We start from the raw sequence: 25120 nt of genomic DNA on the forward strand, positions 1-25120 counted from the left end.
ATGAAACCAACAGCAGTATTTCCAAGGGTTGCAAAAGACATCTTTTTTGTCCAATTAATGTGGACTGGCGGTTTTTTAGGAATTATGTTAATCGTGAATATTGTTAAATTAATATTTGCAGGTATAAAAGGAAACGAGGCTGAGGGATTTTTTAGTTCTATATTTGTTGCAGGAAATATTTATATGCTGATAATCGGGATTCTTGCTATCTATTTTCTCCCCCATTTTGTAGGAAACGGTGTGACTAGAAAAGATTATTTTATTGGTACAGTTCTCGCTTCTATTGGTCTATCAATCATTATACCGATTATTACCCTATTGGTATCAGTTCTGGAACGATTGATATTAAATATTTTGGATATAACTTTAAAAGGACAAACAATTAATGAAGTGGACGTTGACGGTGCAGTTATTGGAGATATAGTCCAGTCTATCATCATTTCACCTTATGTTGATCCTCAAAGCAATTTGTTTTTGGCTATTAGTGTACTAAGTCTAAATCTTTTAGTTATTTATTTGATTGGTTGGTTAATCAGTTCAAGTTTCTACCGATTTGATACTGTAGTCGGAATCGGTTTTATTTTGATTGGATTAAATCTCAAAATGTTAAAAGATACTTTCCTTAGAATTTCTCTCGATTTACCTATACCTGGTTGGTACACTAAATTAGATATCCTGCCGATAAGTTTCTCATTAATCGGTATATTGTTGATCATACTAATTTCGATTTGGTTTATTCGACTATTAACTAAGAAAGTTGCCATTAAAATGTAAGAAAGCCGATATTGTTTATCGGCTTTTTTTATGTAGAGTTGTTCAACTATTGTAAAAATATAATGGGGACACGGCACCTGTCACCGTGTCCCAACCTGTCATGCGTTTATCATTTTTTGAGCCTGATTTTGGTGTAATTTTTTCATTGCAAATCTGGCAATGGGTTGTGCAATTAATGATTCTACCCAAAATGCGATGAAAAAGTTACGCGGCCAATCATAGAAGAATGTTCGAATTGGTTCCATGCTAATTTCCTTCATACCTATCCACGATCCGATTATTGTTAGTAAGATTGATAAAATGGTTACACTAAACAATATTGTAAATAAAACTCTGGCATTGAATCCATCTGTGGGTTCAATGAACTTAGGTACTAATTTACTAACAATCGGATTTGCCACAAGAGTGACCAAGAGTATGACACAAATCCATACAAACGGAAGTACTTTTAATGTTTCAAAATAAACTTCTTTCCGGAAGCCAAATTTAAATCCCATAATAAGAGGTCCGATAATGTTTACCGAAAGTATTGAAATAATGGCTAAAAACAATAAAAATTCTTTTCCGTTTCTTGGTAATCTTGTTTCTTCTTGCATATCCGTCATCTCCAAAATAAATATTTCAGATAGCAGACGTATCGTTAGACATATATTTTTGGTCAAGTTAGATGACCAATATCTCTACAAACTGATTTAACAATATTATCACGAGGCATGAAAGTAATTCAATACTTCGTTATTAATTTAAATATTTATATACCCCCTTTATTGTAGTAAAACCAATAAGTAGTTCAACGTTTTTTTAGTGTAAATGTGTGCTTTAGCTTCCTAATATGGTGGGACAAGGGACCTGTCCCTGTGACCCACTCTTATTTGATCCATTGTAGGACGATTTCATCAAAGACGGGTTGATTGACCAGTATGCGGTTCATCCAGTAGTTATCATTTTCGGAAGTGATTGAGCGTGGTGCGAGAATTGATGCAGTCTCGTAACCTGATTGTTTAATTGGATTCACAAGTTCTGCTCTCCCATTTCCAAATGGATAGGCGAAATCTTTTACCTCAATATTTAAATGATCTTCAATTAATTCTTTACTAAGTTGAAGGTCTTCTTGAAAATCTCTGTAGTTTCCTTCAAGGAAAAACACTGGGACATCACCTGAAAAATAATGCATGTCAAAGGTATGGGAACCAATAGTTGCCAGCCCACTTTTTATCATCGTTTGAAGTTGCCCCCATGACGCCATTTCTAAATTCGAGTAATCCTTTCCCACCTGGCCTGCAATGATAAATAAAGTAAATGGGATGTTATTTTTCTTTAAAATCGGATAAGCATTCTTATAAACTGACACATCAATATCATCGAACGTTATCCAGATACATTTATCAGGAAAAGTACCTGTTCGCTTTGCCTCTCTTAGTTCATCCGGAGTAACAAAGGTTGCACCCTGCTCTTTTAATTGTTTCATCTGATTTTCAAGTTGCTTGGTATAGACACTGTATTTCGTTAATTCTTCCGACTGAGTGGCCAAGCCAAAAATTTTATAAAAAAAGTTCTCATCGCGAACTCGATGATACGTTAAACCTAAGCATCCATTTTTGTCGAGCTCCTCTGGAAACGTCATTGCAGGATCGGTAAATTCTTTAGTCGAGATTAAATATACAATTCCTCCAACGAGAGCAAAGAAAATAAAGATAATCAAGATATTCTTACTCATTTCATCACCTAACGAGATCCTGGATTGGATTTTTCTCCAATGTAATGTCTTTTGCATTTTGCAAGGAATCATAGTCCTCTTTACTAATTAAGCCAAGTGCTAAAACCTCTTCTTCAGTCGTTGGTTGCGGATATTTTCTTCTTGCCAAATGACTAAACCTTTTTGTATTGTAGTACTTCCAAAACCATAATCCTAAGTAACATGCGATAAAAATAGCAAATACTGTATAAATGAATTCCCTTATTTCAATATTTGTTGTTTTAAATAACATCTTCACAATATTTAAATACTCATTATTATTGTTAAGAATAGCGCTGACAAAAAAGAAGATGACAAATAGACAAAATATCCAAATTAAAAGTGAAAAAAAACCAATAATCACTTCATGAGCCCAATTACGTTTAGTTTTAATAATTAATTCATTCTGTTCCCTCTGTCTGGGCTTGTCCATGTCGCATACCCCCCTTTGATTCGTGACTTTATTGCTTTCGGGAACGCAAACACCACAATAACTGCATTTAGTACCCAATAAATGACCGGATACCAAGCTGCCCACAGATAGTACTTCAAAATTCGGTCATATGGAGAATCCACCTTAATAGAAATCAACAATTGAATTAAGCTTAAAAAGATTAGCGAAAATGAAGAAAAGGTGATCCAAATGAATAGCTCATTAATGCTCGTAGCGGTAGCGAAATAGTAAAGAGTCACAAAAGTCCAAGAATAAGACCAAAGTAAGCTTACCCATTGCTCGATATAAATGGGCCAAATTCTTCGGTGCTTCCAATTCAGCATTATTTTCCAATGTCTAAGAATAACTTCCTGTCCACCTTGAGCCCACCGAATTCGTTGTTTCCATATCCCTCTAATCGTTTCAGGTACCAGCATCCAGCACAGCGCACGTGGTTCATATCGGATATCCCAAAACCTCTCTTGAAGCTTCCAAGATACTGAAATATCTTCGGTAATCATATCGCGGTCCCATAGGCCAACGTTTATTAGAGCTTTCTTTCGAAATGCCACTACTACACCTGATACTGTCATAATTTTACCCAACGTACGCTGGGTTCTTTTTATCGCACCTATAATCGACGCATATTCCACAATTTGTAGGCGGCTCAGTAATGTATCACGATTGCGTATCCTAGGGTTACCTGTTACAGCACCTAATCTCTCACCACGATTAAAAAATTGGTAAATCAAATAGTATGGGGCATCAAGGTCCAAAATGGCATCTGAATCAATACAAATTAAATATTCTGCTTTAGATGCATGTAAGGCAATATGTAAGGCATTGGCTTTCCCTCTATTTTCCTTACAATCAATGACTCGAAGTTCTTGATATTGAGGGGCTAATGTATGGAGAATATTAGCTGTACGATCAATACTTCCATCATTCACAACAATGATTTCTTTATGCGGATAATTCACTTTTACTAGATGTTTGACTGTTTCTTCAATCGTTTCCTCCTCGTTATAACATGGGATTAAAATACTAACAAAGGGCCACTCAACCTTGTTAAAATCAACCTTATTCTTTCTTTCCCTGTACCTAAAAAAGAGGCTAGTACCTGCTATCCAAATTAAGGACATAATCAAAGGGTACCAAAAAATAAATTGTGAAAGATACGCTACCAAACTCTCCATATAATCAACCCTGTTTCGTAAAAATAAAGATAAGTAACAGTAGTCTATGTAATTCCGAATACATTTATAATGGGACGGTCTACTTTCCCATGTTTTCATCCTCCAAATAAAAAAGTGGGAGGCGATAATCGCGTCCCACAATTCATATTCTAAATTCCGTTTCTTCATCTGCAATATTGAAACCTGTTGCTTCGATTTCTTTCCTTAATGCTCCGTCTCTGTGCAATACAGGGTTTGAATGATTAAGATGTGTAAAATATATTTCGGTTTCTCCTACTAAATCCTGTAGCAACTCCATTGTCTCAGTCATTAGTGGATGGGGAACCTGTCGATAATCACGCCCAATATTCGCTAAATCCTGTGGCGAATGAAATGTGCCATCAAGGAAACAAATGTCCGCCTCTTTCACTGCTTCTCGAATATCAATATTCCATTCTTCCCAACGATCAATATCTGGAATAAATAAAACCTTTTTATTTGGGCCCTTGATCCAATAAGCAAACGTCTCAGAAAACTCATTTCGATGAGGAACGGTTACCGGAGTAACTGTTACTTCCGAAGAAACATTCACAGGTTGTCTATCCTTGATTTCTTGGACAACAATGTTCTCAAGTGCCGTAAGCTGGCTCCAAGGAGCATCATTTTCAAGTAATCTTTTCATTTTTGTCCCTGCCATTACGGGTAATTGTCGGGAATTAATCGCTTCTTTCCCTAAAAACATCAAACCTGGATAATGGCCGATATGGGCATGCGTTAGAAAAATACTGCTCATCAATTTGGATTCTAATCCATATCTCATTTGTAATCGCGCCATTTGCTCTCGGAAATCAGGGGTAGCCTCAATTAAATGCCATTTATCCTCATTTGGTAAAATGATCGCTAGTGATGCCGCTGTTCTTTTATACTTTGGATCTTCCATTGCCCTTTTACAATTTTCACAAAAACAATTCGCTTGTGGTAAACCGCCATCTTGCGCAGTCCCAACCACACTTAAAATAACTTCACTCACTATACAACTTCCCTTTCTACTTGAGCAGGTTCTCTTTCTTGGCTGTAATCCTTTCTAGCAATAGTCCATCCGGTGAAACCAAACAACAGATTTACTAATGGAACAAGATAGATAAAGAAAGCATAAGGGATAAACTCCCATGCACTGACACCTAAAATGCTCGTTGCAAACACGGCTGGAACACTCCATGGGATGAGGTTAATTCCTACCGTCCCCATTGACTCCACTGTTCTAGAAAGGTTTTTCGTATCAATATTCATATCTTTATACTTTTGAACGAAAGTTCTTGCAGGTAAGATAATTGCCAAAAACTGAGCTCCACTTGCTAATGCAACAACAAAGGTTGATAAAAGAGTAGATCCAATGAGTGCTCCAGTTGTTTTTACCTTCCTCATCATCTTACCTGTTAGTATTTCAAATGTTCCCGTTTCTTCTAGAATACCACCAAGTGCAGTAGCAATCATTAGCATTCCAACGGTTCCAAGCATCGAAGCAAGTCCACCTCGATTTAACAGTGAATCAATTTCACCTATTCCCGTTTCAATCTTAAAGCCACTTGTCATAAATTGAACAATTGAACTTACCGAGATTCCTTGCACTACAACAGCTATAACGGCCCCTAACAAGCCGACACCCATTAATGCTGGTAATGCAGGAGTACGTTTTAGCATTAAAAGGATCGTTAATATCGGTAGTAATAATAACAATGGGTGAATGACGAATGCTTCGTCTAATCCAGACATAATGACTTCAATCGTTCCATTACCGATACTTGTGTTATTAGCAATCTCAAAACTGCCAAACATCCAAAATAACAGAAGGGATACTACAAATGCAGGAATCGTGTCCCAAAGCATGTGTTTAATATGACTAAATAAATCCGTATCTACTAGAGCTGCAGCAATATTGGTCGTATCTGATAAAGGTGAAAGTTTATCCCCTAAATAGGCACCTGAAAGAACAGCCCCTGCAACGAGAGCCGATGAGAATCCCAATCCTTCTCCAATCGCCATGAAAGCTAGTCCTACAGTTGCGATAGAAGTAAAGGATGTTCCTAGAGTAATCGAAACAATACCTGTTATTAGCGCAACGAACGGAACAAACCATGACGGATCTAAAATCGAAACACCATAATAAATCATTGTTGGAATAACTCCACTCGCAATCCAAGATCCAATAATCGTCCCGATTACCATTAATATAAATACAGCTGGTAAAGACCTTGTTACTCCATTTACCATCATTTGTTGAATATCATTCCAACTCCATCCACAGCTGATTGCTATGATGGATGCCAAAATCACCCCAACTATTAACGGAAAATTCATTCCTGCATTCCAGATAAAAATAGAGCAAGCTGCAGCAATGATTAATCCTAATAATGGAATGATTGCTTTCCAAATTGTAAGATTTGATTTCACCTTTTCCCCCACCAGTTCTAAAAATCGATTTTTATAGTTTATAAGATTCAACATATACTTTAGTGCTTTAAAGCTTTCATGCTTTTATGCTTTTTACTGCGATAATCATAATTTATTTTCATTCATTAGTCAATATCCTTAGTAAACATATGCACAAAAAAACGAATTCCATTTAACGGAATTCGTTTTCACTATTAATACCCACGGCCTTTTTCATCTTCTCCCCAACATTCAACATCACCCATATTTGGTACGTTTTTCTTGTAGAATACTGGATCCTTGCCTTGTCTTTGTTGGACTACATAATCATGAATAACGCCTTTTACTACCTTCCATAGCAGCAGGATTGCAATAAGGTTAATGATTGCCATAATGGCCATAAAGAGATCGGCTAAATCCCAAACAATTTGTACTTTTGCAATGGAACCAAACATGACAAAGACGACAACAAATAGACGAAATATGCCTAAGCCAATTTTCGATTCATTAATAAATTCAATATTTGTTTCACCGTAGTAATAATTACCAATTATTGAACTGAAGGCAAACAGAAATACAGCTACTGCTAAGAAGATTCCAGCCCAATCACCTAAATTCTCGGCTAAAGAAACTTGAGTCAAGTTAACTGAAGCAGCGTCAGATTGAAGATACGCATCGCTTAGTAATACGATGGCAGCTGTTGCAGTACAAACTAATAATGTATCAATAAAAACCCCTAGCGTTTGAATTAAACCCTGTTTGACTGGATGAGTAACAGATGCCGTTGCCGCTGCATTCGGGGCAGAACCCATTCCCGCTTCATTTGAGAATAAACCACGTTTTATCCCGTTCATGATTGCTGCCCCTAACAAACCAGCAAAGGCTTCTTCCAATCCAAATGCAGACTTAATGATCAACGCTAACACACCGGGGAGCTCAGTAAAATTTTGAATTACAACCAGGAGTGCGATAATAATATAAAGAACTGCCATAACCGGAACAATAATTTGAGTGACACTCACAACACGCTTTAATCCACCAAAGACGATAATACCTGTTATAACAGCAATTATGATCCCAACGACAACACGATTAGCACCGAAACTTTCTTCAAAAGCAATGGATATCGTATTTGCTTGTACCGCATTAAACACAAAGCCATATGTAAATGTAATAACTACGGCAAAAATGATCCCCATCCACCTTTTATTTAATCCTTTTTCCATATAATAGGCGGGACCACCACGAAACAACCCAGTTTCGTGATCTTTAATTTTATATACTTGTGCTAGTGTACTTTCAACTAGTGAAGTTGCACCACCAATTAGTGCAATCATCCACATCCAAAAAATTGCACCAGGTCCTCCAAGGGCAATTGCCGTCGCAACCCCGGCTATATTTCCAGTCCCAATCCGGGATGCAGCAGAAATTGTAAAAGCCTGAAAAGAAGAGATCCCTTTTTTCCCTGATTCATCTCTTGGAGTACTTTCCGTAATAACTTTAAACATATCAGAGATTAATCGGAATTGAATAAAGCTTGTCTTAAATGTAAAAAAAAGACCAACTCCAACCAACAATATGATTAACAAATACGAATACAAAAAGGTATTGATTTCACCTAAAGTACTACCAAACCAATCCATAGATTCCCCTCCTACACTTATAGTTACAAATCCTTCTATTCCTTATACATTTTTTGGGACAGAGGGACATGTCCATAGTCCCAAAGTTTTTTATTTAAGACGGTTTCTAGCGGAAACACTGTAAAATAAAAGTGGGACACGATAAATATCCCCGTGTCCCACCCTTTTATACAAATTTCATCTGTTCATTTCTAATGCGTATTGCTCTTTCAGGATAATCTGTAATAATCGCATTGACTTTAAGACTAAGTAATTTTTCAATTTCATTTGGTTCATTGACCGTCCAAACCCTTACCTTATCAAAAAGATGTTGGAAACTCTTCTCATTATCCTCTTTAATCTTTTTATTAAGATAGTGAATGGCTTCTTTTGGGAAATACATTGGGAATTGCTTGCTGAGTTGTAATACTTGTTGGTATATTTCCCCCTTTGGCAAAAGAATCGCTTTGTTTAAGTGAAAAGCCTCTAAATATAACGAAGTAAGATAATCGTGTGGAAGAGAAATACCTTCATTTAACAACCAGGCTATTTTGGTGTCCGAGTTAATCTGCTTTATTCTCAAAATGGATGGCAAATGAAAGGATGAATAAATTATTTCTAAATTCTTTCCATATCGCTCAACAATTGCTAGTACCTTTTCCTCAATTCCTTCGTAAGGTACAGAATAGGTTTTTAGCTCGATATTAAGTTCGATTTGATGAGGAGCCACTAACGTTAGTACTTCTTCAAGCGTAGGGACCTGCTCATTATCCCATGCTTCCTCGTATTCGTTAAAATGTGTGAAGGAGCTTCCGGCGCTGTATTTTCTGATCTCAGCTAAGGTTAAATCTTTTATCCAACCAGATCCAGTTGTTGTTCGTTCAAGCGTCTCATCATGAATGACAACAACTTCCCCATCCTTTGTCAGATGGACGTCTAATTCCAAACCATCTACACCTTGATCAATTGCCTTTTTAAAACTAAGCAAAGTATTTTCAGGATATAATCCCTTTGCACCACGGTGTCCATAAATTTTTGTCATCGAAAGTCACCCTCTACATTCGTTTTTTAAAGTGTATTATCTGTACCCATCTTAAAGTTCTTTTTTGTAAAAAAATAAATAGTGGGACACGGTACCTGTCCCCGTGTCCCAAAACTGAGGAGCAGAACGCCGTGTCCCAACGATTTATTTTGCTCTTGCTTTGTTGGCTTGTTCAATTGCTTTGTTAAATTGGTCTACGGCAGTGGTATAGGCCTCATCTACAGACCCGCCATTGTATACGGATTCGAGGGCTGTTTCCATTACTTTTCTACCCTGTGGAAGCATATCCATTAAAGCGCCTTGTGTAGCAAATGATGATTTAGTTGCTTGTAATTGATCCACCGTAACACGTAATTGTGGTTTTTCAGTATGGGCATCTTTTACCAATTGTTCCTCGTATGCATCAGGGTTTATAGCAAAGTAACCTGTACCTACATGCCATTTTGCTTGTACTTCTGGAGTTTGTAAATATTTCATGAATTCCCATGCCGCTTTTGTTTCTGCTTCTGGTTTTCCATCGATCATCCAAAGACTAGCTCCACCAATGACTACCCCTTCACGTTCCTTATTTTCAGGGTGTGGTAGGAAAGCAATACCCACTTCAAAAGGAGCATTGTCGATAACATCTCTAGCACTAGCTGATGATTGTAAAAACATGGCTACATCCCCAGCTAAAAATCCAGCAACCATGTTATCTCCGTTTGTACCATAATTCGCAAATGTACCGTCGTCTACCATTCTTTTAACCCATTCAAAAATGGATTTTCCTTCATCTTCTGTCCATCCGATCTCAGTTGGAGTCTCTGAACGTCCATTGTCATTATTCAGTAGTAAAGCACCTTGATTCGCTAATAATTGTTCCCATAACCACCCATACGCTTGTAAAGCGAAGCCTTTCATTTCCGGATTGGATTCCACAATCGCTTTACCAGTAGCTTCTACTTCTTCATAAGTTGCAGGAGGTGATTCTGGATCTAAACCAGCTGCAGAAAATGCATCTTTGTTATAATACATAACCGGAGTGGATGAGTTAAATGGCATTGAATAAAACTTTCCATCTAATGAGTAATAATTCACAATGTTTTCTTCTAATCCACCCATTTCATAACCATCAGCATCTACTAGTTCTTGAATCGGGATAATATTTCCACTATTAATCATTGACATAGTTCCGATTTCGAAGGTTTGAATCATTGTTGGAGCACTATCAGTACCAGCAACAGCATTAAACTTTGTTAATGATTCATCGTATGTACCTTGATATTCCGCATTTACTTGAATATCCTCCTGTGATGTATTGAAGTCTTCCACAATTGCATCTAGTGCTTCTTGACCCGCACCACCCATAGAGTGCCAAAAAGTTACAACCTGTGGGCCACTACTTTCTTCCGAATCTGATCTGTCATTTCCTGAGTTTTGGTTGCTGTCTCCAGAGGTGGACTCACCTCCAGCACATGCTGTCAAAAGCAAAACGAAACCTAGAGCAAGGAACATCATAAATCTTTTCATTTCTTCATCTCCTTTATTGTATGTTCGAGGTATCTGTTATTTTACAGCGCCCTCTGTTAAACCTGTTTGTAGCTTCTTTTGTCCTAGGAAAAGCAGTATTAATGTTGGGATAATCACAATAACAGCTCCTGCCATGATGACACCCCAATCATTTAACTGTTCCTGTGTTTGTAATTGTTTCAAGCCAATTTGCACCGTTCGAACAGTGTCGTTAGTGGTTGCAAGAAGTGGCCATAAATACATATTCCATGATGTTAAAAAACCATATACCCCTAATGTAACTAGGCTAGTCCTTGATACAGGCAATACGACAGTTAAGAAAAATTTGAAATCACCAATCCCAGCAATTTGGCTCGCTTCCCTTAGTTCTTTAGGAATTTGTTTAAAGTTCTGTCGTAACAAAAAGGTGCCAAACGTCGTTGCAAAGAATGGAATGGTTAAGCCTGCGTAATTATCAAGCCAGCCTAAATCACGGATAATGTGAAAGTTAGGAATGATAGACGCCTCAAAGGGAACCATCATTGTTGCAATAAACAGATAAAATAATAAATCTCTTCCTTTAAATTCTAAAAATACGAAAGCATAGGCTGCTAGACTTGATAAAGCCAGTTGGCCGAGCATAATCACAATTGAAACTACAAAACTATTAAACAAATATTTGAATAACGGAAAACGTTCAAAAGCTACAACATAATTGTCTGCTGTTAGCTCGGTCGGCATACTAGCTGTTAAAATATCCTGGTTCGTCATGAAACTCATAACAATCGCCATTATGGCTGGGCCTGCAATTAAAAGGGCTGAGACAATTAATAGGATATAGAAGGTTACCTTTCTCCCCAATGACATCATCATTGATAGTGGACCCTCCTCTCACCTAGCTTAAATTGCAGTGCAGTCATTACTAAAATTAGTATAAATAACACGATTGCTTGTGCACTTGCTGACCCGAATTGATAATTCACAAATGCCTCACGGTAAATCGAATACACGATTAGGTTCGTCTCATTTGCTGGACCGCCTTGTGTCAAAATATCAATTTGACCAAACGTTTGGAACGAATTGATAATCGAGACTGTAATCACAAAAAATAATGTCGGTGAAAGCATCGGGACCGTAATTCTTCTAAATTTATAAAAATACCCTGACCCCTCAATATCCGCACTTTCATATAGTGAGGTATCGATAGATTGTAAACCACCTAATAAGATCAAAAATGTAAAACCTATATTCATCCAAATAGTCGTAATGGCAATCGCAATCATTGCCCATTTCGGATCTGTTAACCAGCCAATCGATTCCGCTCCAAACATGTTAAGTAATTGGTTCAATAAACCCATTGTCGGATTGAATAAGTAAAGCCAGAATACAGAAGCAGCCGCAACAGATATTCCCATGGTTGACGTATAAACGGTCCGAAAAAAGCCAATACCCTTTAACTTCTCATTGGAAATGACGGCTAAAAACAAACTGATAATAATAGTTGCAGGTACCGTATAGATGACAAATAAAAAGGTATTTTTAAAGCTTTTTAGAAAAATAGGATCGGAGAACATATATAGATAGTTTTCTAAGCCCACGAATACAGTCGTAGCTCCCTTTGCATCAGTTAAAAAGAAACTTAAATAGAGAGTTTTAAACAAAGGGTAAAATAGAAAAACACCAAACAAAACAATAGATGGCAACAAAAATACAATTCCTTTAAATAAACTTGAAATGCGTTTTTTCCTTCTTGCTTTTTCAATTTGAGCAGTAAAGGATTCTTTACTTTCAATAATTGGACTGATCATACTCATATGGCTACAACCTCTTGTCTCTTCCCTAGTTGAGCAGATTTAAGTAGATTCCCACTGTCACCATCAAAAAATAAGATGTATTCTGGCTTAATTTGCACAGGGACCATTTGTCCAAATTGAACGTTCCATTGTCCAGGCCATTTCGCTGTCCATAATTCAGAACCTACATCAAAAGCAATGGATGTTTCATTGCCTAATTGTTCAATATTCACTGCTTCCAAATATGAAAGATGTTCTTCTTTATTTAGCCCCGAAAATATATGTTCAGCGCGTATCCCCACGACTAGGTTCCGATTTCGTGGTAGATCACTTGTTATCTTAGGATCGACTGGTATATGTAGCTGATTTTCAATAATCAGTTGGCTCTCATCCTCCGAAAATGTAGCCTTCCCCAGATTCATTTTTGGTGAACCGATAAACGACGCAACAAATAAATTTTTAGGTTCGTTATATAAGGTAATCGGTTTACCTACTTGTTGGATTTTACCCTCATTTAGCACCATAATTCGGTCACCCATTGTCATCGCTTCAACTTGGTCATGGGTAACATAAATCATCGTTAATCCTAGACGTTTCTGCAGCCTTCGAATTTGAACCCGCATATTAGCACGTAGCTTTGCATCCAAATTAGATAGTGGTTCATCCATTAAACATAAAGGGGCATGACTTACAACCGATCGTCCAAGTGCAACACGTTGTCTTTGACCGCCAGAAAGCTCCCTAGGTTTCCGTTTCAGCAAACCACTTAACCCTAGCATTTCTGCAGATTCTATAAGCCTTCTTTGTTGTTCTTTTTTATCCACTTTCCTTGCTTTTAAGCCAAACAGGATATTTTGTTCTACAGTTAAATGTGGATATAATGCATAGTTTTGAAAGACCATAGATAAATCTCGGTTCTTTGGGGGGAGCAGATTCACGACTTCATTATTGATCTTCAATATTCCACCCGAAATCTCCTCAAGACCCGCAATCATCCGAAGCAATGTACTCTTTCCCGATCCAGAAGGACCAACAAGTACGAAAAATTCACCCTCTTCTATCGAAACATTGATACCGTCCAATACACCCTTCTGTTTATCATAGGATTTAGAGATGTCAGTTAACTCAACTCGACTCATGCCAAACCTCCTTTCTAATCACATCAACATTTAACCATAATTTTTGCTATAAAAAAGCAAATTTACAGTTTTTTGACAATCTCTTAAATCTACTTGATTAACTAAAAATTAAATTCACAAATTAAACGAACCTTTACACAAAACAGGACCGATGCACTATTTACAAAAGAGGACAGGGATATGCCTATTCCTCTGGTTTTATTCACCTTGCATCGTATAGGTAGCCATTTTTTGCAAGTTCCTCTGATAGTACTACGATTTTTATGTGTTCAAGATGTGGAAATCGACCAATTTGATTGGACATCCGTCTTGAAATTTAAAAAATTGTTTTTCCCTCTGATGTAAAATTCATGTAGGGTTTTCCTCTAGATGCCCCACCGTTAAATTGATTGCCACCTTTTCCTTGAAAACTTCCTGGGGACAACAAGTCTTTCTTCCTCTATCCTTTGATGAAGATTCACTTTTCCCGTCAGATATATCAATAGCCGCACTGATTACAAATCCACTTTCTTCTATTTCTACACAATCCAACAACCTGTCACCAGTATTAGCAAGCAAAGGATTAATAAGCTTTTAATTACTTTCATTCCCCTTCCCCCCACCTATTTTAGAAATTAACAGAAGTAGTAGTGGAATCAACATACTTAATACAATTCCGAAGTACCTTTACCACGGGAAACCTGTTGAACAATTTCACGTGTACTTTGGTAACTTCGGACTGCGCTAGGCAATTTCTGCTGAGCTGTGTCCGAAGCTTTGGTATCTTCGGACAACGCTAGGCAATTTTTACGCATGGGTGTCTGAAGGCGAGGTATCTTCGGACAGTACATGGCAATTTCTGCTGGGCTGTGTCTGAAGTTGAGGTATCTTCGGACAACGCTAGGCAATTTTTGCGCTTGTGTGTCTGAAGGCGGGGGATCTTCGGACAGCACAAAGTAATTTCTGCTGAGCTGTGTCCGAAGTTTGGGGATCTTCGGACAACGCTAGGAAATTTCTGCTGAGCTGTGTCCGAAGTTTTGGTATCTTCGGACAACGCTAGGCAATTTCCACAAGAGTGTGTCTGAAGTTGAGGTATCTTCGGACAACGCTAGGCAAGATCTGCTCATGGGTGTCTGAAGTCAAGTAATTCCTTTTAATGATAAAGTTTTGTAGTACTTCAGCAGCAGCTGCTGGTTCTCAAAAAAATTAAAGCGTGAATTCGTATGTGGATTCGTGCTAGAAATGTATTGTAATTTACTGTTTTGATCGTTGAATCGGAATCCGTTAACTATTCAGTAGGCCCTTTGTCTAAGTTCTTATACAATTCATTACTCAAGTGACCGAATCCGATAATGTTTCTCCGCGACGTTTTGGATCGATATTTGAAGTGGCTAAACACCCTTCAATTACTTCTTTTAAAGCTTTCCCGTTTGATCCATTCACCAAACTTCGAGGTTTCTAATACATTTTGCGGTGCCATCGCAATGATATACATAATAGGAGAAAGAATAAAAATGAATTTCACTCGTTTCACCTTCTTAAAAACAGACCCCAACGCAAGAAGCGATACATCAAAGGTCATTGAAGCGTGCTGAACAGTGTCATAACCTAAATTGTAAAAAAGATTGATTCAAACCTCTCAAAGAATCCTCCCGGATCCTTAGATTTTATTCCATAATTTGTTTTAAGTTTTTTTGGTAAATTTAAAAAAACAATTGAAATATTTTTGAATCATGTTATTGTTGTTATATCGAAATATTATTCTATAAATAACAATTCTACTTTACTATTAATAAATGTTTATATTTTTTTTAGTGTTTGTAACCGATTACAAAAATAACAGAAAAGTCTATTAAAATCGATTTCAATAAAAAATCAATCAGCTTTCGGTCCAATCGACTAGTATAGAAGGCATGACCGAGAGAGTCTTACACAACTTTTGAAAACGCATTCAAATAAACTATTTTAGAATAATAAAAATCAATTTAAAGGAGATTTATTCATGGATATTATTAAAGGTACCGCATTATTGTTACTAGTTTTAGCCTGCTTTTCCCTATTTAGCTATAAAGCACCAAAGGGAATGAAGGCAATGGCAGCTCTTGCTGGAGCGGCATGTGCTGCGTTTCTTGTTGAAGCATTTCAATTATTTGTAGGTGGAGATTTATTAGGAATTGAATTTCTTGGTGAAGTTGGAAAAGCAGCAGGGGGTATGGGCGGCGTTGCAGCAGCAGCTCTTGTTGCACTTGCAGTTGGAGTATCACCAGTATATGCCTTGTTACTTGGGGTAAGCTGTGCTGGGCTAGGATTATTGCCAGGGTTTGTTGCTGGATATTTAATTGCATTCCTTGTTAAATTCATTGAAAAGAAAGTACCTGGTGGTTTGGATCTTATTGTCATTATTATCCTTTGTGCACCTTTAGTTCGTTTAATTGGAGAATTCATGACCCCTGTAGTGGATGCGACTTTATTAAATATTGGTGGAATTATTACAGAGACAGCAAATAGTAATCCAATTTTGATGGGAATCATTTTAGGTGGAACAATTACAGTGGTTGCAACAGCGCCACTTAGTTCAATGGCTTTAACTGCAATGCTTGGACTAACGGGAGTACCAATGGCCATTGGTGCCTTGGCAGTATTTGGATCATCTTTTATGAATTACGTGCTTTTTGATCGAATGAAGTTTGGAGATCGTAAGACGACTATTTCAGTAGCTGTTGAACCATTAACTCAGGCTCACATTATTTCTGCAAACCCTATTCCAGTATATGTAACGAACTTTGTAGGCGGGGCAAGTGCCGGTGTTATTATCGCGCTATCTGGTCTCATCAATAATGCAACTGGGACAGCAACGCCAATTGCTGGTCTAGCTGTTATGTACGGATTTAATGATCCAATGAAAGTAACCATGATTGCACTCGCATGTGCAGCAGTTGGTGTATTGTGTGGGTATTTAGGTTCACTAGTCTTTAAGAATTACAAAATTAAGACAGTTGATCAATTACAAGGAGAAGCAGCATCAAAAGAAGCGGCATAGACTTGCATTATTTTTTTGATAAAAGGAGAGTTTTACATGAAATATCGTTCGGCTTTTGACATTATTGGTCCAGTGATGATTGGCCCTTCTAGCTCTCATACAGCTGGAGCAGCACGAATTGGGAGGATCGCTCGTACTTTATTTGAAAAACAACCGAAGAAAGCCATTGTTTCTTTATATGGTTCATTTGCAAAAACCTATAAAGGACACGGGACAGATTTAGCTATTGTAGCTGGCTTGTTGGATTTTGATACCTTTGATAAACGAATTCCGGATTCTTTGGCAATAGCAGAAAAGTCAGGAATGGAAGTTATTTTTCAAACCGAGGAAGCTGTACCAGACCATCCTAATACGGTTAAGATAAATTTATTCGACAATGATAATGAGTTAGAATTAATCGGGATTTCCATCGGTGGAGGCACCATTGAAATTACAGAAATTAATTCCTTTAAGCTTAAACTATCTGGTGATCCAGCCATACTGGTTATGCATAAGGATCGATTTGGAATTATCTCGTATGTGACTTCAGTTCTAGCAAAATATGAAATTAATATTGGTCATATGGAGGTCGCCCGTAAGGATAAGGGAGAAACGGCGATCATGGTGATTGAAGTCGACCAAAAAATAGCGGATGAAGTGATACAAGAATTAAGAAGTCTTTCTTACGTATCCAGAGTCATTAGAATGGTTGAGTAAAAATAGAGATTAAGAGTAAATTTGGACAACAGGAGGACAAACGATGTTTCGAAATGTAGCGGAACTTGTTACGTTAGCAGAACAACACCAAGTGAAAATTGCTGAAATTATGATACGGCAGGAAATTGAAGTTACGGGGTTAACTCGCGAAGAGATAATTGCAAAAATGGAAAACAACTTAACGGTAATGGAACAAGCATTAGAGCGCGGACTTCAAGGTGTGAAGTCTCAGACCGGGCTTACTGGCGGTGATGCTGTCTTGCTTCAAAAATATATCAAAAGTGGGAGAGCATTGTCTGGCCATATATTATTGGATGCCGTGAGCAAGGCAGTTGCAACAAATGAAGTAAATGCAGCCATGGGAGTTATTTGCGCTACTCCAACAGCAGGTTCAGCTGGAGTTGTACCAGGCACATTATTTGCCGTCAAAGAACAGTTAAATCCGTCACGCCAGGAAATGATCGAGTTTTTATTCACAGCAGCTGCATTTGGTTTTGTTGTCGCTAATAATGCAACAGTATCCGGCGCTGCTGGTGGATGTCAGGCAGAGGTTGGTTCAGCAGCAGGTATGGCCGCAGCTTCGATTGTTGAGATGGCAGGCGGTACACCACAACAAGCGGCCGAAGCCATGGCCATCACACTAAAAAACATGTTAGGACTCGTTTGCGATCCTGTTGCAGGCCTAGTGGAGGTCCCATGTGTAAAGCGTAACGCTATGGGTGCATCGAATGCAATAACTGCTGCTGATATGGCTCTTGCAGGAATTACGAGTAGAATTCCATGTGATGAGGTAATAGGTGCAATGTATGCGATTGGCAAATCAATGCCCTCATCTTTACGGGAAACGGCAGAAGGTGGATTAGCAGCAACACCAACAGGACGGAGATTGGAGGCAGAAATTTTCGGACAACCCAAGGAAAGCTTGATGGATTATCTAGTTAAATAAAAAAAGGAACGTGATCCAATTGGATCCGTTCCAACTTCCTCATATATTAAGATTCTTTCAATACAGGTTTTCCCGCTTCAATTAATACATGATTTCTACCTAGGAAAATAGCTAATATAATAATGAATATACCCGTTCCTACTAACAGCCATTCAATTTTGATGAAATCCGCAATTGGACCGAATATTAACATTCCAAGTGGCATCATCGATGTTGAAATCATCCCCATTACACCAAAAACTCTTCCTAAATATTCTTCTTCTACTTTCTCCTGCAACAAAACAGTTGCTGGTGTATTAAAAATTGGCATCGCAACCCCGAATAAAGCCATGAACGCAAAATAAATCCAAAAGTTCGGAACAATACCAAGTCCAAATGTGCAGACACCCATTATGACACTTGCGAATCCCAAGGTTTTAATTTTATTTTCAAATCCTCCCCAGGAAGCAATGATTCCTCCTCCTACCATCATACCAAGGGAGAAGGCAACTTCGATTGCAGCAAGTCTCCATTCATCACTACCAAAACTGCGTGTAACCTGCAGTGGCGTCAAAAATGCTGCTGGTGCCATTAACACAAAGAATACAGCAAAGAATAGAAAAAATGTCTTCAGAAAAGCATGACTGTTCACATAGTGTAAACCTTGTTTAAAGTCACTAAAGTAACTAGTAGTTTGTTTTTCAGCTGCTTTCTGATGTACAGGAATTTTCAAAAAGAAAAGCAGTGTAAAAATCGCTATCGCTGCCGTTATGACATCAATAAAAAATATCATTTCTAACGAAGCGAAACCTAAAAGTGCTGCACTAACCATTGGAGATACGAACATGATAACCGCTTGAATACTTCCATTTGCTCCATTCACTTTTGTCAGTTTATCCTTCGGAACAATTTGCGGTAAAATCGCACCAACAGCTGGCATTTGAATTCCCGTTCCAAAGGCACGAACCGCTGCCATCACAAATAGCAACCAGATTGCATTAAATCCCAATAAGAAGAGAATAGCAAGGATTAATGTTGAAATTGCAATAAGTCCGTCTGCTATAATAATGAGCATCTTACGGTTATAGCGATCCGCCCAAACCCCAGCAACAGGTGACAAAATAAAGGTTGGAATAAAGCCACAAATGATAAACAACGTCATCATCAAACCTGATTTCGTTTCTAAAGTTATGTGCCACATTATGGCGTATTGAACCAGTGACGATCCGAAAAGTGAAATCGTCTGGCTACTTAAAAAGAGAATGATATTCTTTAACCAATTCTCATGTAGCTTACTTTCTACTGTATTCATTTACTATCAACTCATTTCTATCGAATTTTTGTATTTACTCTACACCTACATTCATATTTTTAGACAACAAAAAAAGAGGGAATCCTCGTCCCCTCTTTAATTAACCGTAAAATATTGGTTTTCTTAAAAAATGACAGACCAATCCCATTGCTCTGAACGTAGGCAGAGCTTCAAAACGTATTAAATTAACGAATGATACCTGGGAATTGTAATCTCATTGATGCTGTCACAAGAAAAACCTCCATTTCTTTATAATCGTTATTATCATAACAAATTCCCTTTTTTATTACAATTACTTTTTTGGGGATATCATGTTGAAGCAAGAATGTATCACTTAAGCTGGTATAATACGAAAGGGAACCGATTTTTTCTTTATATTTTTAGTAGGATAATGAGCCAATTTCCCCTCGTATTTCAATTTAAGTGACGAAATGGCCATTAAGTCATTTGGTTCAATAAGTGAAAGTGGTTTTTCAAAATCAATGCTGGTACATTCATTTAGTACGGATGCTACAAACTGAGAACAGAAAAAGGCTTTCTTTCTTCTCAGTGGCCTATTTAGCACAACTCCAAATAACCCCAATAAATTGTAGCGATAAGATTCCTTCTGCTCTTCAATTTCATTAATATAGCGTCTCATCTTTTGGATTTCGGCTTCTGTTACTGTAAAAGAATAGATAACACAATCAGCATGTTTAAATAATCCTTGTTTCACATCCTCTTTTACAAATCCCCCAATAAATGGATTTCTGGCAGTCTTTCTACCAAAACTATATACCTCGGTCAATTCTGTATCGAAGGAAATCGAAGCATGATTATATGGCTTTTTCGTATATAGCTTTATCAGTCTTGTAAATACTGTCCCCGTATCTGTTAAAAGAATATATACCTTCTTATCTCTCAAAATAATTCTCCCCTTTTATTTATCAAAAGCTACCTTATAAATAACAATATACATATGAAATCTTAAGAAGAGCCTAATTGTTTTCTTAAGAAAATCTTAAGATTATAACCTTATTAATTGCCGTTAGTTCAAATTAAATTTCTTGTACTGAAATTGTAAGTGTCAAATGAAATCATATAATTTATCATACAAAATGTTAGGAATACGTTTAACCAACCGGAGTCTAAATTAAGACTAAGTCCCTAGACCTATTTAGAAAGGTGGACTGCATCATATTTCAGAAACAAAGAAAAGACTGAACCCTAATTGGTTCAGTCTCGAAATTATGTTGTTTTTTATTGAATGGGAAATTACAGCACTTCTACAATACATATTTTGTGACTAGGAATAGCGAAGAATTGATCATCTTTGCAGATAAACATTTCTCTGATATTTCTCTCTCTGATTTTCCTTTAGTCCGTTAGCAAGAAGATAGAGAGAAAATAGAAATAACAAATACCCTAACAGTGGAAAACCAATAATCCATTTTGCAGAATAATATGCGAGCCTAGATTGACCAATTAGTCCAGCCCATTCATTTGTAATAGAAAGATATATCGTTGGGGAGACCTGCAACTCGGTTCCTCCAAAGAATAAATTAAAAATAGCTAATTGACCGATTAAATTTAATACAAGAATAACCTCGTTAACTAATATAAGTAGTAAGTTCCCTTTTAATGTGGGAAAAATATGTTCTTTTACTATATGAATCTTATTACCACCGACCGTTTGAGAAGCCAACACAAACGGACTCTCCCTTATTTCAATCGTTTTAGCAAGTACAACTTGATAGACTCCTGGAATTCCAAGAATAATCATCAACATGCATTGAAACAACACTAACGACATCGTTCCAACCGACGGCTGAATATTAATTCCTATCATCACAAAATAAATGATCACAAATGGTGGAATCCCACTTAATACAGTGACTCTTGGCGTCCATTGATGCTCCTTTTTTTGCAAGCCGTGGTACATCCCGAAGAAACCACCAATGATTACTCTGATAATAGCTACTGCTATTGAAGCAAACACTGTATACTTTGCTCCATAAAGCATTAATGTTAAAATATCATATCCCCATTTATCCGTACCAAATACATGCTCCTTTGAAGGCGGGAATGGCGCTGCGCGAAGCTGCTCCCCTTCATCTGTTTGAACGTATTTAATTTTCTTTGAATAATCCTCTTCGTACGGTGCAAACGATGGCCCAAATATGGCCAGCACTACAAATAAAAGTAGCATCACTAATCCCACGACCAGCTTTATATTATGTAGCGTACGCATGTTTAAGTGCCCTTTCAATCAGAATCACAATAAACTTCATTACAAAATACACTGACATATACAAGATGAAAAATGAAAGAAAACATAGTACGACTAAATTGTATTGGTATTCCATTCCCATTGGAAATAACATGGACGTCAGCCCTTTATTATTATATAGATATTCAATGATAAATAGGTTTCCTACCATAATTGAAACTACTTTATGCAAATCAGCTTTTAAATAAGGAATTACATTAGGTGTCACATGAAAAAGATAGATATGTCTTTTGCGAAATCCTTTTGATAACGCCGTTCGAATATAATCTTCTGTTAATACATCAAAGGATTTTTCACTTAAAGATCTAACTAAATAGACAAACGGAAGGATAAACATAGTAACCAAAGGAAGGATTATTGCAGGTTCGTCCATATTTGATGATGCTACTCTTACAGTTTTCAAACCTGTTGCTTCATAAATATAGACCACAAGTAGTTGAAGTAAGAACACAAGAATAAAATCCGGAATTACTCCGATAAAACCCATTATGGTATTTAATCCCTTTTCACTTCTTCTCCATAGCCAAATTCCAAAAATAATGGAAAGAATAATCACAAAAACTCCAGCAATTAGTAAATAGATAAATGAAGTAAGGAAATACCCTCCTACCGATTGAAAAAAGTACAGTTCTCTCTGCCCATCCATGTAGTAATAGGAACTACCATCAAATAGTCCCTGTAGAAAAGGGACTATTTCTTTCGGAATTCTTTCTACCAGAAATACCACCTTATCCTTACCGCTAAAAATAACTAAAGGGAGAGTCCCCAATATGAGTAGAAAAGTCAGGCTCCACACTTGAAACAATATCTTTTTGATATTCATTTTGCCCCTTTCAAAAATACATCTTATATCTTCAATATTATATTCTTATTGGATAATAAGAATGCGCATATGCACTTGACTTTTAATACGAACATAGGATATAAAAGAGGAGTAAGAAAAAACGCCTTAAATAAAGGGGTATGAGTTTATGTTATCGGTGGTTCTTAACTAATCCATAATTGGATAACTGGAAGAAGCGAAAAACGTAGCAAGGCTATGTTTATTTCACTATGGCTTCTTTTAGATTGTTAAGAACACGCATCATAGCTACGAAAAATGGATCTTGCTATGGCATGTTTGTCATGGTTTTTTTGTGTCTAAAAAAACCATCGATATCTATGCCAGGGCTAGGTTTATCTTCAGCCGTCATGAGCGATTTGTTCATGACGGCTTTTTTTGATTATCGCCTGTGAACATCTCCTCATGAACAATGTTTTTTATTAAAAGGAGGATTTACCATTGAATAATCAAACAATGGAAGCTTTAGGTTATTATCAAATTTTGAATGAGATCTCACAATACGCAAGAACAAGCCGGGGAAAAGAAACGTTACATTCTTTAAGACCTACACAAAACAAAAAGAGAATCGAGCATTCTTTACATGAAATTTCAGAAGCGATGAACATCCTTGAAATCAGCGGAAGTATCCCGATACACTCCTTGGATCAAATCGAGCACTATATTGAGCAAGCAAAAAAAGGAATCGCAATAAAAGTGGACCAATTCACACGGATTGTTTCATTCCTAGATCACTGTCAAAAGCTAAAGCAATTTATGAAGGATAAAGAATATGCCGGTCCAATGGTAAGCATGTATGCTGCATCCATTGGAGATGTATCAGAACTAGAAGGAGAAATTAGCCGTTGTTTGCGCAATGGCCAAGTGGATGATTATGCATCAAGTGACCTTAATTATTTACGACGGCATCTCTCCAGTCTACAGGAGAAATTAAAAGAAAAAGCACAGTCACTGGTGAAAAGCGGAAGAATTTCTCCATATTTACAGGAAACAAATGTTGCAGAACGATCGGGGCGCTATGTTCTTGCGGTAAAAAAAGAATTTAGGAAGAAAGTTCAAGGAACCGTATTAGATACTTCAGCTTCGGGTTCTACCCTCTTTATCGAACCTGTTGAATTAAGCTCGCTTCAGGAGGATATTGAACTTATTAAAATTGCAGAAGAAACTGAGGTAGAGCGGATTTTATATGAACTAACTCAGCTGTTTCTATCCTATGAACAGGTTATCCAGGTTGCAGTTGAAACCATGCATCATTACGATGTTCTTTTCGCAAAAGCTAAGTACAGTCAAAAGATTCAGGCAAACACGCCTTTAATTAATGAAGAGTTCAGGATCCATTTAAAAGAAGCACGTCATCCGATGCTTGGAACCAATGCCGTTCCGCTCACGATTCCAATCGGAGGAAAAGAACGGGCCCTTGTCATTACTGGCCCGAACACTGGAGGTAAAACCGTTACGTTAAAAACGGTAGGACTTCTCACATTGATGGCTCAATCCGGTCTCCCTATTCCGGCTAAAAAAGGGAGTCAAATTGCCATCTTTCAACATATCTTTGTCGATATTGGAGACGGTCAAAGCATTGAGCAAAATTTAAGTACGTTTAGCTCCCGTATGGTTAATATCATTGAGATTTTGAAAACAACAAACGATTCTTCACTTGTATTAATTGATGAACTTGGTTCCGGCACAGATCCAAGGGAGGGTATGGCCCTAGCCATCGTTATTCTAGAACAACTTTTTGAAAAAGGCGCTACCTTATTTGCGACTACCCATTACAGTGAAATGAAGAAATTTGCGGATGAAACGGAAGGATTTTTAAATGGTTCCATGGAGTTCGATATCCACACCTTGCAACCCACGTACAGACTTTTACTAGGGAAAAGTGGGCAAAGCCAAGCGTTTGATATAGCTGCTAAACTTGGGATGCACCCAACACTTATCGAACGTGCACATAAGAAAGCGTATCAACAGGATAAGGATTATCATCAAAACATTGCACACGAAACATTGCAATCACCTGCCTATCAAAAGCAAATCATTGTAAATAAGTATGCTCGAAGCAACGTTGAAAAAAGAAAACAAGAGCCGCCTGCATCTAAGATCACGATCTACAATCAAGGGGATAACGTCTTGGTTGTTGCAACTGGTGAAACCGGCATAGTGTACAAAGGACCAAATGACCGTGGAGATTATATTGTGCAAATTAAAGGGGAAAAACGTACTGTTAATTATAAGAGAATGGAGTTAAAGATCTCGGCAGCAGAGCTTTACCCTTCTGATTACGATTTTGACATCATCTTCAAAAGCAAAGAATATCGAAAAATAAAAAAAGACATGAACCGCAAATTCGTAGAAGACAAATGGTTAGAAGAAGATGAGTACTCTTAAGCTAAAAAACGGTCAGTAACAGGTTCGATTTAAAAACAG

Annotated in this window: 23 protein-coding genes; 5 read left to right on the top strand and 18 right to left on the bottom strand. The window is 37.3% G+C overall.

What is annotated here, in order from left to right:
• On the top strand, positions 1-774 hold the full coding sequence (locus NST91_RS21915) for a hypothetical protein (protein ID WP_341332834.1): 774 nt from the start codon (positions 1-3) through the stop codon (positions 772-774).
• Between the two features lie 98 nt (positions 775-872).
• Here NST91_RS21915 and NST91_RS21920 read toward each other — a convergent pair whose 3' ends face one another.
• From NST91_RS21920 to NST91_RS21980, 14 genes are all read right to left on the bottom strand, one after another.
• A complete protein-coding gene (locus tag NST91_RS21920; protein WP_341332835.1) occupies positions 873-1370 on the bottom strand; it encodes a hypothetical protein in 498 nt (165 codons plus the stop codon).
• Positions 1371-1642: 272 nt separating this feature from the next.
• Positions 1643-2491 (bottom strand): polysaccharide deacetylase family protein, encoded by an 849-nt coding sequence (locus NST91_RS21925; RefSeq protein ID WP_341332836.1) that lies wholly within the window; start codon positions 2489-2491, stop codon positions 1643-1645.
• A gap of 4 nt (positions 2492-2495) precedes the next feature.
• Positions 2496-2942 (bottom strand): hypothetical protein, encoded by a 447-nt coding sequence (locus NST91_RS21930; RefSeq protein ID WP_121447749.1) that lies wholly within the window; start codon positions 2940-2942, stop codon positions 2496-2498.
• Complete coding sequence (pgaC, locus tag NST91_RS21935) at positions 2906-4237, bottom strand: poly-beta-1,6-N-acetyl-D-glucosamine synthase (protein ID WP_341332837.1); 1332 nt, start codon at positions 4235-4237, stop codon at positions 2906-2908. Before pgaC ends, NST91_RS21930 begins: the two co-directional genes overlap by 37 nt.
• 43 nt (positions 4238-4280) lie before the next feature.
• Positions 4281-5147: an MBL fold metallo-hydrolase gene (locus NST91_RS21940; RefSeq protein WP_341332838.1), complete on the bottom strand. Its 867-nt coding sequence runs from the start codon at positions 5145-5147 to the stop codon at positions 4281-4283.
• A complete protein-coding gene (gene nhaC, locus NST91_RS21945) occupies positions 5147-6568 on the bottom strand; it encodes a Na+/H+ antiporter NhaC (RefSeq protein WP_341332839.1) in 1422 nt (473 codons plus the stop codon). The genes NST91_RS21940 and nhaC overlap by 1 nt, the downstream gene beginning before the upstream one ends.
• A gap of 194 nt (positions 6569-6762) precedes the next feature.
• Positions 6763-8190 carry an alanine/glycine:cation symporter family protein gene (locus NST91_RS21950; protein WP_341332840.1) on the bottom strand — a complete coding sequence of 476 codons (1428 nt, stop codon included), beginning with the start codon at positions 8188-8190 and terminating at the stop codon, positions 6763-6765.
• A gap of 166 nt (positions 8191-8356) precedes the next feature.
• Entirely contained in the window at positions 8357-9211 is an 855-nt protein-coding gene (locus NST91_RS21955) for a glycerophosphodiester phosphodiesterase (protein ID WP_341332841.1), read from the bottom strand.
• Between the two features lie 144 nt (positions 9212-9355).
• Positions 9356-10720 (bottom strand): ABC transporter substrate-binding protein, encoded by a 1365-nt coding sequence (locus tag NST91_RS21960; protein ID WP_341332842.1) that lies wholly within the window; start codon positions 10718-10720, stop codon positions 9356-9358.
• A 36-nt stretch (positions 10721-10756) separates the two neighbouring features.
• On the bottom strand, positions 10757-11572 hold the full coding sequence (locus NST91_RS21965; RefSeq protein ID WP_341332843.1) for a carbohydrate ABC transporter permease: 816 nt from the start codon (positions 11570-11572) through the stop codon (positions 10757-10759).
• Entirely contained in the window at positions 11569-12513 is a 945-nt protein-coding gene (locus tag NST91_RS21970; protein WP_445724498.1) for a carbohydrate ABC transporter permease, read from the bottom strand. Before NST91_RS21970 ends, NST91_RS21965 begins: the two co-directional genes overlap by 4 nt.
• Positions 12510-13631: an ABC transporter ATP-binding protein gene (locus NST91_RS21975; RefSeq protein ID WP_341332844.1), complete on the bottom strand. Its 1122-nt coding sequence runs from the start codon at positions 13629-13631 to the stop codon at positions 12510-12512. The genes NST91_RS21970 and NST91_RS21975 overlap by 4 nt, the downstream gene beginning before the upstream one ends.
• Before the next feature lie 202 nt (positions 13632-13833).
• Entirely contained in the window at positions 13834-13935 is a 102-nt protein-coding gene (locus NST91_RS26335) for a hypothetical protein (protein WP_440273956.1), read from the bottom strand.
• A gap of 1077 nt (positions 13936-15012) precedes the next feature.
• Positions 15013-15135, bottom strand: coding sequence for a hypothetical protein (locus NST91_RS21980; protein ID WP_341332845.1), 123 nt, complete (start codon positions 15133-15135; stop codon positions 15013-15015).
• A 477-nt stretch (positions 15136-15612) separates the two neighbouring features.
• Here NST91_RS21980 and NST91_RS21985 point away from each other — a divergent pair, with 477 nt between their 5' ends.
• From NST91_RS21985 to sdaAA, 3 genes are read left to right on the top strand one after another with little or no spacing between them, the layout of a single operon-like run.
• Positions 15613-16650, top strand: a complete 1038-nt coding sequence (locus tag NST91_RS21985) for a PTS sugar transporter subunit IIC (RefSeq protein WP_341332846.1) — start codon at positions 15613-15615, stop codon at positions 16648-16650.
• A 36-nt stretch (positions 16651-16686) separates the two neighbouring features.
• Positions 16687-17346, top strand: coding sequence for an L-serine ammonia-lyase, iron-sulfur-dependent subunit beta (sdaAB, locus tag NST91_RS21990; protein WP_341332847.1), 660 nt, complete (start codon positions 16687-16689; stop codon positions 17344-17346).
• 43 nt (positions 17347-17389) lie between these two features.
• On the top strand, positions 17390-18292 hold the full coding sequence (gene sdaAA / locus NST91_RS21995; protein ID WP_341332848.1) for an L-serine ammonia-lyase, iron-sulfur-dependent, subunit alpha: 903 nt from the start codon (positions 17390-17392) through the stop codon (positions 18290-18292).
• A 46-nt stretch (positions 18293-18338) separates the two neighbouring features.
• Here sdaAA and NST91_RS22000 read toward each other — a convergent pair whose 3' ends face one another.
• From NST91_RS22000 to NST91_RS22015, 4 genes are all read right to left on the bottom strand, one after another.
• Positions 18339-19583 (bottom strand): MFS transporter, encoded by a 1245-nt coding sequence (locus NST91_RS22000; RefSeq protein WP_341332849.1) that lies wholly within the window; start codon positions 19581-19583, stop codon positions 18339-18341.
• 334 nt (positions 19584-19917) lie between these two features.
• Positions 19918-20487: a hypothetical protein gene (locus NST91_RS22005; RefSeq protein WP_341332850.1), complete on the bottom strand. Its 570-nt coding sequence runs from the start codon at positions 20485-20487 to the stop codon at positions 19918-19920.
• A 402-nt stretch (positions 20488-20889) separates the two neighbouring features.
• Positions 20890-21813 (bottom strand): ABC transporter permease subunit, encoded by a 924-nt coding sequence (locus NST91_RS22010; RefSeq protein WP_341332851.1) that lies wholly within the window; start codon positions 21811-21813, stop codon positions 20890-20892.
• On the bottom strand, positions 21797-22675 hold the full coding sequence (locus tag NST91_RS22015; protein WP_341332852.1) for an ABC transporter permease subunit: 879 nt from the start codon (positions 22673-22675) through the stop codon (positions 21797-21799). The genes NST91_RS22010 and NST91_RS22015 overlap by 17 nt, the downstream gene beginning before the upstream one ends.
• A 459-nt stretch (positions 22676-23134) precedes the next feature.
• On the opposite strand from NST91_RS22015, the gene NST91_RS22020 reads away from it, so the two are divergent.
• A complete protein-coding gene (locus tag NST91_RS22020; protein WP_341332853.1) occupies positions 23135-25081 on the top strand; it encodes an endonuclease MutS2 in 1947 nt (648 codons plus the stop codon).
• Positions 25082-25120: the final 39 nt, after the last annotated feature.

It is taken from the genome of Ferdinandcohnia sp. FSL W7-1320 (genome assembly GCF_038050315.1).
In the GTDB taxonomy this organism is placed as follows: Bacteria; Bacillota; Bacilli; order Bacillales; family Bacillaceae_L; genus Ferdinandcohnia; species Ferdinandcohnia aciditolerans.

Coding starts and splice junctions, on each gene's coding strand:
- NST91_RS21915 (WP_341332834.1), top strand. CDS start 1: ATGAAACCAACAGCAGTATTTCCAAGGGTTGCAAAAGACATCTTTTTT.
- NST91_RS21920 (WP_341332835.1), bottom strand. CDS start 1,370: ATGCAAGAAGAAACAAGATTACCAAGAAACGGAAAAGAATTTTTATTG.
- NST91_RS21925 (WP_341332836.1), bottom strand. CDS start 2,491: ATGAGTAAGAATATCTTGATTATCTTTATTTTCTTTGCTCTCGTTGGA.
- NST91_RS21930 (WP_121447749.1), bottom strand. CDS start 2,942: ATGGACAAGCCCAGACAGAGGGAACAGAATGAATTAATTATTAAAACT.
- pgaC (WP_341332837.1), bottom strand. CDS start 4,237: ATGAAAACATGGGAAAGTAGACCGTCCCATTATAAATGTATTCGGAAT.
- NST91_RS21950 (WP_341332840.1), bottom strand. CDS start 8,190: ATGGATTGGTTTGGTAGTACTTTAGGTGAAATCAATACCTTTTTGTAT.
- NST91_RS21955 (WP_341332841.1), bottom strand. CDS start 9,211: ATGACAAAAATTTATGGACACCGTGGTGCAAAGGGATTATATCCTGAA.
- NST91_RS21960 (WP_341332842.1), bottom strand. CDS start 10,720: ATGAAAAGATTTATGATGTTCCTTGCTCTAGGTTTCGTTTTGCTTTTG.
- NST91_RS21965 (WP_341332843.1), bottom strand. CDS start 11,572: ATGATGATGTCATTGGGGAGAAAGGTAACCTTCTATATCCTATTAATT.
- NST91_RS21970 (WP_445724498.1), bottom strand. CDS start 12,513: ATGAGTATGATCAGTCCAATTATTGAAAGTAAAGAATCCTTTACTGCT.
- NST91_RS21975 (WP_341332844.1), bottom strand. CDS start 13,631: ATGAGTCGAGTTGAGTTAACTGACATCTCTAAATCCTATGATAAACAG.
- NST91_RS26335 (WP_440273956.1), bottom strand. CDS start 13,935: ATGTCCAATCAAATTGGTCGATTTCCACATCTTGAACACATAAAAATC.
- NST91_RS21985 (WP_341332846.1), top strand. CDS start 15,613: ATGGATATTATTAAAGGTACCGCATTATTGTTACTAGTTTTAGCCTGC.
- sdaAB (WP_341332847.1), top strand. CDS start 16,687: ATGAAATATCGTTCGGCTTTTGACATTATTGGTCCAGTGATGATTGGC.
- sdaAA (WP_341332848.1), top strand. CDS start 17,390: ATGTTTCGAAATGTAGCGGAACTTGTTACGTTAGCAGAACAACACCAA.
- NST91_RS22000 (WP_341332849.1), bottom strand. CDS start 19,583: ATGAATACAGTAGAAAGTAAGCTACATGAGAATTGGTTAAAGAATATC.
- NST91_RS22010 (WP_341332851.1), bottom strand. CDS start 21,813: ATGCGTACGCTACATAATATAAAGCTGGTCGTGGGATTAGTGATGCTA.
- NST91_RS22015 (WP_341332852.1), bottom strand. CDS start 22,675: ATGAATATCAAAAAGATATTGTTTCAAGTGTGGAGCCTGACTTTTCTA.